General features: G+C 73.0%; 4 protein-coding genes. All 4 read right to left on the bottom strand.

Annotated features, from left to right (window positions below; all coding sequences use genetic code 11):
• Nucleotides 1-29: 29 nt before the first annotated feature.
• From ACZ7L6_RS07370 to ACZ7L6_RS07355, 4 genes are read right to left on the bottom strand one after another with little or no spacing between them, the layout of a single operon-like run.
• Nucleotides 30-7934 (bottom strand): amino acid adenylation domain-containing protein, encoded by a 7905-nt coding sequence (locus ACZ7L6_RS07370; RefSeq protein ID WP_471921014.1) that lies wholly within the window; start codon nt 7932-7934, stop codon nt 30-32.
• Nucleotides 7931-12523 carry an amino acid adenylation domain-containing protein gene (locus ACZ7L6_RS07365; protein WP_471921013.1) on the bottom strand — a complete coding sequence of 1531 codons (4593 nt, stop codon included), beginning with the start codon at nt 12521-12523 and terminating at the stop codon, nt 7931-7933. The genes ACZ7L6_RS07370 and ACZ7L6_RS07365 overlap by 4 nt, the downstream gene beginning before the upstream one ends.
• Nucleotides 12520-15690 carry an amino acid adenylation domain-containing protein gene (locus ACZ7L6_RS07360; protein ID WP_471921012.1) on the bottom strand — a complete coding sequence of 1057 codons (3171 nt, stop codon included), beginning with the start codon at nt 15688-15690 and terminating at the stop codon, nt 12520-12522. Before ACZ7L6_RS07360 ends, ACZ7L6_RS07365 begins: the two co-directional genes overlap by 4 nt.
• Nucleotides 15690-15908: an MbtH family protein gene (locus ACZ7L6_RS07355; RefSeq protein WP_471921011.1), complete on the bottom strand. Its 219-nt coding sequence runs from the start codon at nt 15906-15908 to the stop codon at nt 15690-15692. The genes ACZ7L6_RS07360 and ACZ7L6_RS07355 overlap by 1 nt, the downstream gene beginning before the upstream one ends.
• Between the last annotated feature and the right edge of the window lie 2 nt (nt 15909-15910).

The following is a 15910-nucleotide window of genomic DNA, read 5'->3' as shown; positions in this document are numbered from 1 at the left end:
GTTCCTCCGAAGTCGTGGTCCGTGGTGGCTCAGAAGTCGTCGAAGTCGTTCTCGAGGTCGTTCTCGAAGTCGTCGATGTCCTCCTGGGTCAGTTCGACCAAGGGCAGGTCCGACGGGGTGAGGCCGCCTGCCGGGGAGTCCTCGGCGTGCCGGGCGAGGCCGCGCAGGGCGCGCTCCCAGAGGGCGAGCAGGTCGCCCGCCTCGGATTCGGTCAGGAAGCCGTCCGGCCAGGACGCGGAGACATGCAGCCGGACACTTCCCGCCTCCTCCACGGCCACGGCGTTGATCTCCAGACCGAAGGCCGCGGGCCCCCCTCCGGCGGGCGGTGGCATGCGCAGCATGGGGGCTTCGGGGGCCAGTTCCCAGGGCTCGCCGGCCGCCCCGGACGCGGACGCGGTGAATCGGCCCAGGTAGTTGAAGAGGATCTGCGGCTGCGGGAGTTTCTCGAGGACGGGCGCGGTGTCGGGGTTGAGGTGGCGCAGGAGGCCGTAGCCGATGCCGTGGTCCGGTGCGGCGCGCAGCTGTTCCTTGATCCGCTTGAGCGCCGTCCCCACAGCGGGCCCACCCGACAGCGCCGCGTCGAGGTCCAGCGGGCCGGGGTCGATGCCGACCGGGTGGATCGTGGTGAACCAGCCGACGGTGGCCGACAGGTCGACGCCCTCGGCGATGTCCTCGCGCCCGTGCCCCTCCACGCCGACGAGCAGTGAGCGACCGGTCAGATCGCCGCGCCGCTCCCGCCAGGCCGCCGCGGCGAGCGCGAAGGCGGTGAGCAGGACGTCGGGGACGGCGGCGTGATAGGCGGTGGGCACGGATGTCAGGAGGGGGGCCGTGACGTCGTCCGGGAGGACGAGGGTGTGGTCGCGCGCGCTCCCCGCGGTGCCGAGATCACGCTCCAGGAAGGGGCGGGCGCCGTCCAACTCCCTGGTCCACCGAGCGAGTTCCCGCACCCGCTCGGGCTTGCGCGCCTCCTCGGCCAGCAGCCTGCTCCAGGTGCGGAAGGAGGTTCCGGAGCGTGGCAGGAGGCGTCCGGACCGCCATGCCTCTGCCAGGTCGGACGTGATGATCCGCCAGGACACACCATCGACGACCAGGTGGTGGGCCACGAGGAGCAGCCGGCCGGAGTCGGTGAACCAGACGGCCTGGAGCATGCGCCCGGCCGCCGGGTCGAGCCGGGCCACCGCGGCGGCCAGCTGCTCGTCGAGCGCGGCCTGCCGCACCTGCGTCAGCAGCTCGCCCGCACGCACCGCTCCTTCGGCGGGCACCACCAACGTGTCCGTCCATCGGGCGCGGAGCATGTCGTGGCGGTCCAGTACCGCTTGGAGTACGTCGACGGCGGCGTCGTACGTGAGATCCGGCGGGGTCACGAGCAGGACCGCCTGCGCGAGGCCGCCGTAGGAGCCGTCGGAGCCTGCTGTCGCCCGCATGATCGGGGTCGGCTCCACCTCACCGATGGGTTCGTCGGTGACCTCGGCCCCGATGCGCTCCACGGATTCACCGGCCGCCGCGGCCAGCCCGGCCGGGGTCGGCGTCCGGAAGACGTGCCGGGGGCTGAGGGCGATCCCGGCCTTGCGGGCCAGGGTCACCAGCCGGATGGAGACGATGCTGTCGCCGCCCAGCTCGAAGAAGTTGTCGTCGACGTCGACGCGGCCCAGCCCGAGGACGGAGGCGAACAACTCGCACAGCCGCCGCTCGCGTTCGTTCGCGGGCGCCCGTGTCGCCGCTGTGGAGGTCGTGGCCTCGGCCGCGGGCAGTGAACCGCGGTCGACCTTGCCGGAGGGCAGCAGCGGGAAGGCGTCGAGGGCGGTGAGGGTGCGCGGGACCATGTGGTCGGGCAGCCGCTCCCGGAGCCAGCCGTGCAGGTCGCCCAGGTCGTCGGCGGCCAGGTAGTACCCGGCGAGCTGCTTGACGCCGGGGGCGTCCTCCCGGAGCACCACCACGCCGCGCCGGACGCCCGGATGCTGTTCGAGGATCGCCTCGATCTCCTCCAGCTCGACCCGCATGCCGCGGATCTTCACCTGGTTGTCGGCCCGGCCGAGGAACTCGAGCGTGCCGTCGCGCTGCCACCTCACCAGGTCGCCGGTGCGGTAGAGCCGTTCGCCGGGCGGGCCGAACGGGTCGGCCACCCAGTGGTCGGCGGTGCGGCGGGGGTCGTTCACATAGCCGCGGCCGAGGTGGACACCGCCGGCGTACAGCTCGCCCGGCACTCCGACGGGGACGGGCTGCAGCCGGTCGTCGAGGACGTGGAGACGGGTGTTGGTGTTGGGCCGCCCGATGGAGACGGCGCTGCGGATCGCGCCGGTGCGGTAGACGACGTGGCTGACGCCGATGGTGGCCTCGGCCGGTCCGTACCCGTGGTACATCACCGCGGGGATCGCGGCGCGGAAGCGGGCGAACAGCTCGGGGGTGAGCACCTCGCCGCCGCACCACACGTGCTTGAGGGAGCGGGCCCGGCGGGCGAAGCCGTCCAGCTCCAGGAGCAGGTCGAGCATCGAGGAGACGAGGTAGGTGAAGGTGACCCGGTGGCGTTCGACGGTGTCGAGCAGATAGTCGACGTCGCGTTCGCCACCGGGTTCGGCGACCACCAGACGGCCGCCGTTCACCAGCGGCAGGAAGATCTCGTTGATGGAGATGTCGAAGCCGAGCGGCGCCTTGAACAGGGCCGCGTCCTCGGTGCCGAAGCCGAGCAGGCCGCGCTGCCACAGCAGCCGGTGCGCGATGGCCCGGTGCCGGATCATCGCCCCCTTGGGGACGCCGGTGGAGCCGGAGGTGTAGATGACGTAGGCGAGGCCCTCGGGATCGACGGGGACGGCCGGGCTGTCCGGCTCCTCGGGTCCGTCGAGGCGCACCTCCACGAATGGTGGGGCGTCGTCGTCCCCGAGGGCCCCTCCGTGCCCCGGCTTCCCCAGGTCCCCCGGCTTGCCCAGCACCGCCGTCAGTGCCGCGCTCCGGCACACCTCGGCGATCCGCCGCGCCGGCCAGGACGGCTCCAGCGGGACGAAGGCCCCGCCCGCCTTCAGTACGGCGAGCAGTCCTACGACCATCTCCACCGAGCGTTCCAGATGGATGCCGACACAGCGCTCGGGCCCGACGCCCAGCGAGGTCAGCTGCCGGGCGAGGGCGTTGGCGCGGGCGTTGAGCTCGGCGTAGGTCAGGCGCGTACCGCCCTCGATGCCGTACTCCACGGCGATGAGGTCAGGGGTCTTCGCCGCTTGTTCCTCGACCAGCGCGGTGAGAGTGGTGGACGGCATGGGGTGCGCGGTGTCGTTCCACTCCCCCAGCAGCAGGGACCGTTCACGCGGGGTGAGGACGTCGGCCAGGGCCACCGGCCGGTCCGGTCGCCGGGCCAGCTCGCCGGCCAGCCGCACGAACCGCTCGACGATGTCCCGGGCGGATTCAGGGTCGTACAGGTCGCGGCTGTACACGAGCGACCCGGTGATCCCCGCGCCGTCCGGCCGCTCGAAGACGTGGAAGGCGAGGTCGGACTTCGCCGTGTGGAAGTCGACGCGCAGCTCGCTGAGCCTCAGCCCGGCGAAGTCCCGTGTGTCGTCCGGGGCTTGCTGATGGGCGAGCATCACCTGGAACAGCGGATGCCGGCCCATCGAGCGGGCCGGTGCGAGGGCGTCCACGAGCCGCTCGAACGGCAGGTCCTGATGGGCGTAGGCGTCCACGTCGGTCTCGCGCACCCGGGCGAGCAGCGTTCGGAACGTCGGGTCGCCGGAGACGTCGGTGCGCAGCACCAGGGTGTTGACGAAGAGGCCCACGAGGTCGTCGAGCGCCGCGTCGCCCCGTCCGGCGACCGGGGTTCCGAGGGGGATGTCGTCCCCGGCGCCGAGGCGGCCGAGCAGGACCGCGAGGGCGGCTTGGAGCGCCATGAAGACGGTGCCGCCGGCTTCCGCGGCCAGCTCCCGCAGCGTGCCGTGGACGTCCGCGTCGAGGGCGAAGTCGACGGCACCGGCCCGGTATCCGGCGACGGCCGGGCGGGGCCGGTCGACGGGCAACTGGAGTTCCTCCGGCATCCCTTCCAACTGCCGCCGCCAGTAAGCCAGTTCGGCCTCGCCCGACCCGCCCGCGTCGAGCATCTGCCGCTGCCACAACGTGTAGTCGGCGTACTGCACGGCCAGCGGCGGCCACTCGGGGTACCCCCCTCGCACCCGGGCCGCGTAGGCCGCCTCCAGGTCCCGCAGCAGCGGCTCCGCCGACCAGCCGTCGGTGGCGATGTGATGGACGAGCAGGAGCAGCACGTGCTCGTCCGGGGCCAGGGAGTACAGCGTGGCGCGTACGGGGATCTCGGCGTCCAGCGCGAAGGCGTACGCGGCAGCCTCGCGCAGGAGCGCGTCAAGTTCTCCGGCCCTGGTCGGCACCACCTCGAACGGCACGGCAGCGTCCGGCAGGATCCGCTGGCAGGGGGTGCCGTCGTCGTCCGGGAAGACCGTGCGCAGCGCCTCGTGCCGGGCCACGACGTCCTGGAGGGCGGCTCGCAGCGCTTCGGCGTCGAGCCGTCCGGTGAGGCGTACGGCGGTGTGGATGTTGTACGTCGGGCTCGGGCCCTCCAGCCGGTACAGGAACCACAGCCTGGCCTGCGCGGAGGACAGCGGAACCGGGTCGGGGCGCCGGACCGGCCGCAGCGCGGGGCGTCGCTCGGCGGCCGATGCCTCCAGGAGCGGGGCGAGCGCGGCCACGGTAGGCGTGTCGAAGACGGCCCGCAGGGGGACCACCGCCCCGAGCTCGGCCCGGATGCGGGCGACCAGGCGCGTGGCCAGGACCGAGTGGCCGCCGAGGGCGAAGAACTCGTCGTGGATGCCGACGGAGGGCAGCCCGAGCAGGTCGGCGAACAGGGTGCACAGCGCCGCTTCCGCCTCGGTGCGAGGGGCGGTGGCGGTGGTGAGGCCGGCGAGGTCGGGGGCGGGCAGGGCGGCGCGGTCGAGTTTGCCGTTGGGGGTCAGCGGCAGGTCGTCGAGGATCACGACGGCGGCGGGCAGCAGGTGGTCGGGGAGCGTCGCCTTGAGGTCCTGCCTGAGCTGTAGGGGTTGCAGCGTGGCGCGCGGGTGGGGCACGGCGTACGCCACCAACGTCGGCCCGCCGGACTCGTCCTGACCTACCGTCACCGCGGCTTGGGAGACACCGGGCAGGGCGGCCACGGCGGCCTCGGTCTCGCCCGGCTCGACGCGGAAGCCGCGGATCTTCACCTGGTCGTCGGACCGGCCGAGGAACTCCAGGGCACCTCGCGCGGTCCAGCGCACCAGGTCGCCGGTGCGGTACAGGCGGGCGCCGGGCGGGCCGTAGGGGTCGGCGACGAAGCGGTCGGCGGTGAGGCCGGGACGGCGGTGGTAGCCACGGGCCAGTTGGGCGCCGCCCAGGTAGAGCTCGCCGGGGACGCCCGGCGGCACGGGGCGCAGGGACGCGTCCAGCACGAGGGTGCGGGTGTTCCACACCGGGCGGCCGATCGGCACGGAACCGGCGGCGGACCTCGTCCCGTCGGCGCACGGCCACGCGGTGACGTCCACGGCGGCCTCCGTGGGGCCGTACAGGTTGTGCAGTTCGGTTCCGGGCAGCGACCGGGCGCAGCGCTCGGCGAGTTCGGAGGGCAGGGCCTCGCCGCTGCACACGATCCTGCGCAGGATCCCGCGTGCCTGCTCGGCGGCGGGGTCGTCGAGGAACACGCGCAGCATCGAGGGCACGAAGTGCGCGGTCGTGATGCGCCGGTCCCGGATCAGCCCGGCGAGATGGGCGGGGTCACGGTGGCCGCCGGGGCGGGTGAGCACGAGCTCGGCTCCGGTGATCAGCGGCCAGAAGAACTCCCAGACGGACACGTCGAAACTGGCCGGTGTCTTCTGCAACACGCGGTCGCCCGGGCCGAGTCCGTACGTCTCCTGCATCCACAGCAGCCGGTTCACGATCCCCGCGTGCGGGACGACGGCCCCCTTGGGGCGGCCCGTGGAACCGGAGGTGTAGATGACGTAGGCGGAGTGCTCGCGGCGGAGGGGCTGGAGCCGGTCGTCATCCGTGAGCTCGGCGCAGTCGAAGGCGGTGGTCTCCGCCGCCGTGGTCTCCGCGTCGAGCAGGAGCAGCGGCACTCCGGGCGGCAGGATGCGGGCCGTGTCCGTGGCGGTCAGCACCAGCGCCGGCGCGGCGTCCTCCACCATGAACGCCAGCCGCTCGGCCGGGTAGCCGGTGTCCAGCGGGACGTACGCGGCACCCGCCTTGAGCACCGCGAGCAGCGCCACCACCAGGTCGGTTCCCCGGTCCAGGGCCACGCCGACCAGGTTCTCGGGCCCCACGCCGTGGGAGATCAGCAGGCGGGCGAGGCGGTTGGCGCGGGCGTGCAGGGCGGCGTAGTCGAGACCCGGTGAGCCGTCGTCGGCGCCGAGGGCGGGCGCGTCAGGGGTGCGTGCGGCCTGTTGGGCGAGGAGGTCGGAGAGGTGCGTGGCGGGGACGGGGTGGTCGGTGGCGTTCCAGTCCTCCAGGACCCCGCGCTGCTCGGCGTCGGTCATCAACGGCAGCCGGGACAGGGCGAGTTCGGGGTCGGTGAGGGCTGCGGCGAGAAGTGTCTCCAGGTGCTGGAGCAGCCGGTCGACGGTGTCCGGGGTGAAGAGGCCGCTGCGGTAGGTGGCCTCGATCCGCAGACGGCCGCCGGTGAGGAACGCCTCCAGGGAGAGGTCGAACTGGGTGGTGTCGTTGTGGACGGTCTCCCAGGCGGCGGTCACCCCGGGGAGCTGTGGTCCTTCGAGTCCCTGGGTGAGGAAGAGGAGCATGACGTCGAAGTAGACGGAGCGGCCCGGCTGCCGTTCCGGCTTCAGCTGCTCCACCAGCCTGTCGAAGGGCATGTCCTGGTGGGCGTATCCGTCCGTGCACACGTGCTTGACGCGTTCGACGAGTTCGGCGAAGCCGGGATCGCCATCCAGGTCGGCGCGCAGGGCGAGGGTGTTGCCGAAGTTGCCGATCAGCCGCTCGAGGCCGGGGAGGTCGCGGTTCATCACGGCCGAGCCGATGGGGATGTCGGTGGCGCCCGTCGTGCGGTGCAGCAGGGCCGCCAGGCCGGCGAACAGCACCATGAACGGCGTCGCGCCCGCGCCCCGGGCGAAGGCGGTGAGGCGGTCGGTGACGTCGGGGGCGAAGGTGTGGAAGCGACGGTCGCCGTGCGCGGTGGGGCGGGCCGCGCGCGGGGCGTCGGTGGGCAGGGCGAGGGGGCGGGGGGCGGGGGTCAGGGTGGTGCGCCAGTGGTCGAGGTGCTCGGCCAGTCGCTCGTCGGTCCAGGTGGTGCGCTGCCAGAGAGCGAAATCGCCGTATTGGAGCGGAAGTTGTCCGAGGCCGGCGGGCTCGCCGGTGCCGGCCGCCCGGTAGAGGACGCTCAGGTCGCGGGAGAGGGCGTTGAACGTGCCTCCGTCCCAAGCAATGTGATGAACGGTCAGGACAAGGGTGTGGTCCTCCTCCGTGCGCTGGATCAGCAGGGCGCGCAGCGGGTGGTGGGCGGCGAGGTCGAAGGGGGTGGCCGAGGCGGTGCGGGCCAGTTCCGTCGCCCTGCGGTCCTGCTCCTCCTCCGGGAGCCCGCGCAGGTCGGCCGTGGCGAACTCCACCTCCGCCTCGGCATCCACGATCTGCTCCGGGATGCCGTCCTCGGCTGCGGGGTACCGGGTGCGGAGCACCTCGTGCCGGTCGAGCAGACCCTGTAAGGCCGTGCGCAGCGCGGCCGGGTCGAGCGGGCCGCGCAGCCGGACGGCGAGGCAGACGTTGTAGGCGGGGCTGGCCGGGTCGAGTTGCTGGAGCAGCCACATCCGGGACTGGGCGTACGACAGCGGCAGCCGGGGCGTGTCCGCGGGGCGCCGCGGGATGCCTTCGGAGCGGTCCCCGGCGGCGGCCAGACCGGCGTTTTCCAGCCTGCGGCGCAGCAGTTCGCGCTTGCGTGCGGCGAGGTCGGCGGTCGGGGTCTGCGTCACTGGTCTCCGCCTTTCAGGAGCAGTTCGAGGGACGTGGTCCACAGCGCGGCCAGCCGTTGGATCTCCGTCTCCGTGAAAAGCCGTTCCGGCCACTGCCAGCACACCGAGAGTTCGGTTCCGGTGATCACCGCGTCGACGACGAGGGCGTAGGAGGCCGGCATCCCCGGGTCGGCGCCACTGCCCATGGCACCGGTCTCGGGTGCGCTGGTGAACACGGCCGACTCGCGCCGCTCGCCCACCGCCATGCGGCCCAGGTAGTTGAACTGGGTCTGCGGCTCGGGGAGTTCGGCGAGCTGCCGGGCCGTCTCCGGGTCGAGGTGGCGCAGCAGGCCGTAGCCGATGCCCTTGTCGGGCACGGCGGCCAGCTGGTCGCGGATGCGGCGTACGTGGTCCGTGGTGCCGGGATCCAGCCGGACGGGGAAGACGCTGGTGAACCAGCCGAGGGTGCTGGAGAGGTCGGCACCGGGGAGGAGCTGTTCCTCGCGGCCGTGGCCCTCCAGGGCGATCAGCACCGAGCGGTCAGAGATGCGATCGGGCGTGCGATCGGGAGCGCTTCGCCAGGACGGTACGGCGAGGGCCAGTGCGGTCAGCAGCACCTCCTGGACGGAGGCGGCGGTCAGGGGGGCGGTGATGTCCGGGCCCAGGGTGGTCCAGTGCCTGCGGATCGTCGCCCTGGTGTCCAGGGCGGGGTCCAACGGTCCGGCGCCCAGGGGTGGTTCCGGCTGTTGCAGCATCTCCTTCCAGAAGGCGAGTTCGGCCGACCGGTCCGGGGCCACGTCTCGCAGCGCCCGCGCCCACTCGCGGAAGGACGTGCCTGCCGGTGACAGCTCCCGGCCCTCCCAGGCCGCGGCCAGGTCGGCGACCAGCACACCCCAGGACGCCGCGTCGGTCACCAGGTGGTGCAGTACGACCAGCAGCCGCCCCTCTCGGCCGCCGCCCGCGTCGAACCACAGGAACCGAGCCACCGCCCCGGTCGCCGGGTCGAGCTCCGCCACCAGCTCGTCGAACGCCTCCGGCACCAGCGTGCCGATCGCCGTGTGGTCCAGACGCTCGGCGTCGATCCGCCGTACGCACCCGTCGGCGCGGACAGAGCCGACGGGGCCCGCGTGGAAACGCCAGGCCCCGTCCTGCGCCCTGGCGAAGGTGGAACGCAGCAGGTCGTGCCGGTCCAGGACGGCCTGGACGGTGCGATGCAGCCCGTCGAGGTCCATGTCAGCCGGGGTCCGCAGGAAGCGCGCCTGGCTGAGACCACGGAAGGGGCCGCCCTGTTCGGTGAGCCAGGTCAGCATCGGGGTGAGCGGTATGTCGCCGGTCCCTGCGTGGGGGTCGGTACCCCTGCGTACGGCGGCGGTGCCCGCGGCGTCCGCCCGTTCGGCCAGCTCCGCGATCGTGGGCCGCTCGAACACGTCCCGCGGCGAGATCGCGAGCCCTGCCGCGCGCGCCTGGCTCACCAGCCGCATGGACACGATGCTGTCGCCGCCGAGGGCGAAGAAGCTGTCGTGCACGCCGACCGTGTCCAGCCCGAGCACCTGGGCGAACAGCGCGGCCAGCCGCTCCTCGACCGGGTTCCGGGGCGGCTGCGCGGCCGGCCCCGCGGACCGGGACGGTGCCGGAAGGGCGGCGGTGTCCAGCTTGCCGTTGAGGGTGAGCGGGAAGCCGTCCACCGGGACGAAGGCCGACGGCACCATGTAGTCGGGCAGGACGGCGTCCACGGCCCGGCGCAGCAGCTCCGCGGTGTCCTCGGCGGACGGCTCGGAGAGGATGACGTAGGCGACCAGGCGTCGTACGCCGGGGGTGTCCTCGCGGACGACGACCGCCGCCCGTTCGACCGACTCGTGCCCCAGCAGCACGGCCTCGATCTCGCCGGGCTCGATCCGGTAGCCCCTGATCTTGACCTGGTCGTCGACCCGGCCCAGGCACTCCACCAGGCCGTCCCCGGTCCAGCGGGCGATGTCGCCCGTGCGGTACATGCGCGCGCCGGGGTCGCCGGAGAAGGGGTCGGCGACGAAGCGGGCCGCGGTGGCGGCGGGTTGACCCAGGTAGCCCCGGGCCAGGCCGGCGCCCGCCACGTACAGCTCGCCCTCGACGCCGACGGGGACGGGGTTGAGGTGGCCGTCCAGGATGTACAGCGTGCCGCCCGCCACGGGCCGGCCGATCGCAGGACGCTCGCTGAGTGCGAGGTCGCAGTCGGCCGAGTCGACAGTGCATTCGGTGGGGCCGTAGAGGTTGTGCGCGGCCAGTCCGTCCGTCTCGCGCAGGGTGCGCCACAGGTCGGGCGGTACGGCCTCGCCGCCGACGCCCAGGACCTTCAAGTCGGCCTGCCAGTCGGCTCCTTGGGCGACCAGTTCGGCGAGCAGGGAGGGGGACAGTTCGATGAACTCGATGCGGTGGTGGGCGAGGAAGTCCCGGAGGGCTGCGGGGTCTCGGCGGACGTCCTCGGGGACCATGTGGAGCTCGTGGCCGGCGAACATCCAGAGCATGGGTTGCCAGGAGGCGTCGAAGGCGATGGGCCAGGCGTGGCCGACACGGAGTTGACGGCCGCCGGTTGCTGTGGAGGCCGGTTGGTGCAGGGCGGTGTTGTGGGCGGTGAAGAGGTTGACGATGGCTCGTTGAGGGATGACGACGGCCTTCGGGCGGCCGGTGGAGCCGGAGGTGTGGATGACGTAGGCGGGGTGCTCGGGGAGTAGGGGTTGGAGCCGGTCTGCGTCGGTGAGGTTGGAGGGGTGGGTGTTCGCGAGGCGCTCGCGGGTGGCGGGGGCGTCGAGGAATACGCAGCGGTGGGGTGGCAGGACCGGATGGCGGCTGCGGGTTGTTTGTGGCTGGTCGCGCCCGCGCGGCGGAGCCGCATATGTCACAGCCCCGCGCCCCTTGAGCGGCGTTGCGGCCCACGTTGTTATGAGCGCGACCGGACCTGCGTCCTCCAGCATGCTCGCGATGCGCTCTTCCGGCCACGTCGGGTCCAGTGGCAGATAGGCCGCGCCCGCCTTCTGGATCGCCAGGAGCGCCGTCATCGTGTCCGGGGTCGGCGGCAAGGCGAACGCTACGATCCGTTCCGGCCCCGCACCCAACTCGATCAGGTGACGCGCCAATTGATTCGCCGCCGTGTTCACTTGGTCAAACGTCAGGCTCCGTCCCTCCCCCACCACCGCCACCGCGTCCGGAGTACGAGCCACCTGCGCCTCGAACACTTCCGGCATCGTCCGGTGCGGCGGTCCGGGCAGGCGCTCGCCGACCCCGCCCGTCAGCAGAGCGGTCCGCTCCTGCGGTGCGAGGACCTCCAGCGCGGCCAAGGGGGCGTCGGGGTCGGCCGGCACGGCCTGCAGCAGCCGCTCGAAGCGTCCGGCCAGCTGCTCCACGGCCGTACGGTCGTAGCAGTCGGGGCGGAACTCGAAGACGACTCCGAGCCGTTGCTCGGCGAGCACGGCCAGGGTCAGGGGGTAGTGGGTGGCGCCCGAGCCCTTCACCTCGACGATCCGCAGGCCGGCGGACGCCTCGGCCTCGGCCACCGCGGACTCGTCGATCGGGTAGTTCTCGAAGACGAGCAGGGTGTCGAAGAGGTCGCCCGTGCCGGCGAGGCGCTGGATCTCGGTGAGGCCGAGGTGCTGGTGGTCCATCAGGCGGGACTGTTCGTCCTGCAGTCGGCGCAGGAACGCGCCTGCCCGCTCGCCGGGCGGTACGGTCACCCGGACCGGCACCGTGTTGATGAACAGGCCGATCATGGACTCCACCCCGGCCAGTTCCGCGGGCCGTCCCGCCACGGTCGCCCCGAAGACCACGTCGTCCCGCCCCTTCAGCCGCGCCAGCAGCAGCGCCCACAGCCCCTGCACGACCGTGTTGACGGTGACGCCCCGGCTCCTCGCGAACTCCTGTACCCGGCCGGTCAGTTCCTCGGTCAGCCGAAGGGTGTGCAGCTCGGGCGGCACCGGCACCAGCCGGGCGGTCGTGGGCGCCAGCATCGTGGGCGTCACCCCGGCCAGCGCCGTGCGCCAGGCGTCGGCGGAGGCCTCGCGGTCGCGGGAGGCGAGCCAGGCCAGGAAGTCGCGGTACGGCCGTACGGCGGGCAGCGGGGCCGTGGCGCCGGGGGCGAGCTGGGCGGCGTACAGCTGGAGCAGTTCGCGGACCAGGAGGGGGATGGACCAGCCGTCCAGGAGGAGGTGGTGGTTGGTGAGGATCAGCAGCCAGCGTTCGGTGGCACGGCGTACGAGGGTCAGACGCAGCAGTGGCGGGTCGGTGAGGTCGAAGCGGGCGGTGGCGTCCTCGGCGACCAGCCGGGCCATCTCGCTCTCCGCCGTGACCGCCGCCTCGGCCCACTTCACAGGCACTTGCTTGAGCACCACCTGCACCGGTTCGTCCAGGTCCTCGTGCAGGAAGGCGCTGCGCAGGTTCGCGTGCCGGGCGAAGAGCTCCTCGGCGGCGGTGCGCAGCAGGGCGGGGCGCAGGGGGCCCTTGATCTCCACCAGGGACTGCATGGTGTAGACGTCCTGGGCGCCCTCGTCGAACAGGGCGTGGAACAGCAGGCCCTGCTGCAGCGGGGAGAGCGGCAGAACGTCCTCGACCAGGGAACCGTCGTCCCCGGATGCCTTGCTCATCGAGTCCTCCACCTCGCCTTGACGTTGTCGAGCTGCGACTGGCTGAGGGACACCAGTGGGGCGCCGGTCGGCGTGAACTCCTCGGCTGCGGTGCCGGTTTCGTCGGGCAGGGCCCGTGCGAGTCCGGCCGGGGTGCGGTGGGTGAAGACGTCCCGGGGGGACAGGGCGAGTCCGGCCCTGCGGGCCCGGTCGGCCAGTCGGACCGAGACGATGCTGTCGCCGCCGCGTTCGAAGAAGTCGTCGTGGACGCCGACCCGTTCCAGTCCGAGGACCTCGGCGAACAGCCCGCACAGCATCTTCTCCGGTTCGGTCCGCGGCGGTTCGAAGTGGCTCGTGTCGGTGAAGTCGGGGGCGGGTAGGGCGCGTCGGTCGAGTTTGCCGCTGGGGGTGAACGGCAGCTCCTTGAGGACCACCACCGCGGACGGGACGAGATGACCGGGGAGCCGTTCGGCGAGCGCGCGGCGCAGGGCGAGGGGGTTGAGGCGGGCGCCGGGGGCTGCCACGGCGTACGCGACCAGGCGTCGCGGCGCCGGCCCGTCCTCCCGCGCCACGACCGCGGCCCGCCCCACCCCCGGCAGCGCACGGACCACCGCCTCGATCTCCCCCGGCTCGACGCGGAAGCCCCTGATCTTGACCTGGTCGTCGGCCCGGCCGAGGAACTCCACCGTGCCGTCGGGCCGGAGCCTCGCCAGGTCGCCGGTGCGGTAGAGGCGGCTGCCGGGCGGGCCGAAGGGAGCGGCGACGAACCGTTCGGCGGTGCGGCCCGGTTGGTTCAGATAGCCGCGAGCCAGACCGGCCCCGGCGAGGTACAGCTCGCCGACCGCTCCGAGGGGAGACGGTCGCAGGAACGGGTCGAGGACGTGAACGCGCGTGTTCGCGATCGGCTGCCCGATCGGTACCGGACCCTCGCCGCCGTCGTGGACGTGGATCAGGCTGTCGCCGGCCGCCTCGGAACAGCCGTAGAGGTTGACCAGGCGTGCCTGCGGCCAGCGCCGGGTGATCGCCTCGGCCAGTTCGCCGGGGAGGGGTTCGCCGCTGGAGATCCAGGTGCGGACGAAGGAGAAGGCGTCCGGCGGGGCGGATTCGACGAGGGTGGTGTAGAGGCTGGGGACGGCGGTGATGAGGGTGGCCCGGTGGCGGTCGGCCAACGCGGCGAGCGCGGTCGGGTCGCCGGTCGCCTCGTCGTCGGCGAGCGCCACCGCCTCGCCGGCGACGAGGGCGCCGAGCAGTTCGGTGAGGCCGTCGATGAAGCTCAGCGGGCTCTTGGAGACGCGGACGCCGGGTTGGCCGTCGCCCAGTTCGCGGCCCCAGTCGAGGCGGTTGGCCAGGGCCCGCTGGGTGCCGACGACGCCCTTGGGGCGGCCGGTGGAGCCGGAGGTGAAGATGACGTACGCGGGGTGGTCGGGCGAGGGGGACGGCAGGTGTCGTACGGCGGCCTTCGCGTCCGGCCGACACACCAACTGCCTTTGGATGCCGAGCTGTTGGGCCGTCGGTGCGTCGCAGATCACGAGGCGGGGTTGCGCGTCGGCGAGCATCAGCGCGATGCGGTCCTGCGGGTATCCGGGGTCGATCGGCATGCAGGCGGCTCCGGCCTTCAGGACCGCGAGGAGTGCGGTGACCAGGTCGGGGCTGCGGGGCAGGGCCACGGCGACCACGGTCTCGGGGCCGGCACCGCGGGCGTTCAGTGCGGCAGCCAACCGGTCGGCGCGGGCGTCGAGTTCGGCGAAGGTCAGGGTGGTGTCGCCGTGGAGGACGGCGGGGGCGTCGGGGGTGCGGGCCGCCTGGTCCTCGAACAGGGCGCGGACCGTGGGGTGCGGGAGGGGGCGGGCGGTGTTCCGGGTGGGAGGCTCGTCGGTGGCGAGCAGGGCGACGGGGCGGGTGGGCTCGTCGATGAACTCGCCGATCAGGCGCTTGAGTTGGGTGACGATGCGGGTCAGCGCGGCATGGTCGAGGGCACTGGGCTGGTGGCTGAAGGTCAGGGTCAGCCGGGTGCCGGGCAGGGCGGTGACGGTGAGCGGGTAGTGCGTGGCGTCGCGGACGGAGACCGCGGTCATGCGGGGGCCGTCGGGTCCGAGGGCTCCGGCGATGCCGTCGTCGTCGATGGGGTAGCTCTCGAAGACCAGCAGGGTGTCGAAGAGGACGGTCTGCCCGGCGGCCCGCTGGATGTCGGCGAGGCCCAGGTGCTGGTGCCCGAGGAGGGCGGACTGCTCGGACTGGATCCGCGCGACCAGGCCCGCGAGGGGTTCCTCGGGCCGCAACCGCACTCGTACGGGCAGGGTGTTGATGAAGAGTCCGACCATCGTCTCGATGCCGGGCACGTCGGCGTCGCGGCCGGAGACGGTGGCGCCCAGGACCACGTCCGTGCGGCCGGTCAGCCTGCCGAGCAGGACGGACCACAGGCCCTGGAGCACCGCGCTGACGGTGACGCCGTGGGCGCGGGCGGCGGCGGTCAGCGCCGAGGTCTGCTCCTCGGTGAGCTCCACCACCAGCCGCTCGGGCTGCTCGACGGGCCGGTTGCGGGCCTCGGGCGCGATGAGTGACGGTTCGTCGAGCCCGTGCAGAGCGGCCTTCCACGCCTGCTCTGCGGCCTCGCGGTCCTGGCGGGACAGCCAGGCCAGGTAGTCGCGGTAGGGCCGTACGGCAGGCAGCGCCGCCCGGTCGCCGCCGGAGGTGTACAGCTGGAACAGCTCGCGCACCAGGACGGGAGCGGACCAGCCGTCCCAGAGCAGGTGGTGGGAGGAGATCAGCAGCCGGTGATGCCGCTCCCCGAAGGTCACGAGCCGGAACCTCACGAGCGGCGGGCGGGCCAGGTCGAACCGCTCGTCGCGATCCTCCTCCAGCAGCCGGTCGAAGGCCCGCTCGCGCTCCTGCGGCGGCAGCGAGCTCAGGTCCGTGACCTGCCAGGGGATGCGGACCGCGCTTCTCACCACCTGAACGGGGCGCCCCGACCGCGAGGTCCGGAAGGCGGCCCGCAGGTTGGCGTGGCGGGTGAGCAGCGCCGTGACGGCCAGGCTCATCCGCAGCTCGTCCACGGGCCCGTCGAGCCGGATGACCGACTGGCCGGTGTAGACGTCCCGTGCGCCCTCGTCGTACAGCGCGTGGAAGACCATCCCCTCCTGCATGGGAGACAGGGGCAGGACGTCCTCCACGGCCGGGCGGCCGGCCATCAGCCCTCGGCCCCGCGCATGGCCTCGGCCAGGCTGCGCGGGCGCATGTCCGTCCAGTGCCGCTCGACGTACTCCAGGCAGGCGGCCCGGCCGTCGGGGCCGTGCACGCAGGACCAGCCGTCGGGTACGGGCGCGAAGTCCGGCCAGAGGGAGTGCTGGCCCTCGTCGTTGACCAGGACGCGGAAGACGCCGTTCTCGTCGTCGAAGGGGTTGGCCATGG

The sequence above is a fragment of the Streptomyces sp. NPDC107522 genome (assembly GCF_055657525.1).
The sequence above is the reverse complement of the archived record's forward strand: the minus strand, read 5'-3'. Positions and strand labels throughout refer to the sequence as shown.

Bases quoted from the DNA above. Each gene is read 5' to 3' on its own strand.
- ACZ7L6_RS07365 (WP_471921013.1), bottom strand. From the start codon at position 12,523: ATGAGCAAGGCATCCGGGGACGACGGTTCCCTGGTCGAGGACGTTCTG.
- ACZ7L6_RS07360 (WP_471921012.1), bottom strand. From the start codon at position 15,690: ATGGCCGGCCGCCCGGCCGTGGAGGACGTCCTGCCCCTGTCTCCCATG.
- ACZ7L6_RS07355 (WP_471921011.1), bottom strand. From the start codon at position 15,908: ATGGCCAACCCCTTCGACGACGAGAACGGCGTCTTCCGCGTCCTGGTC.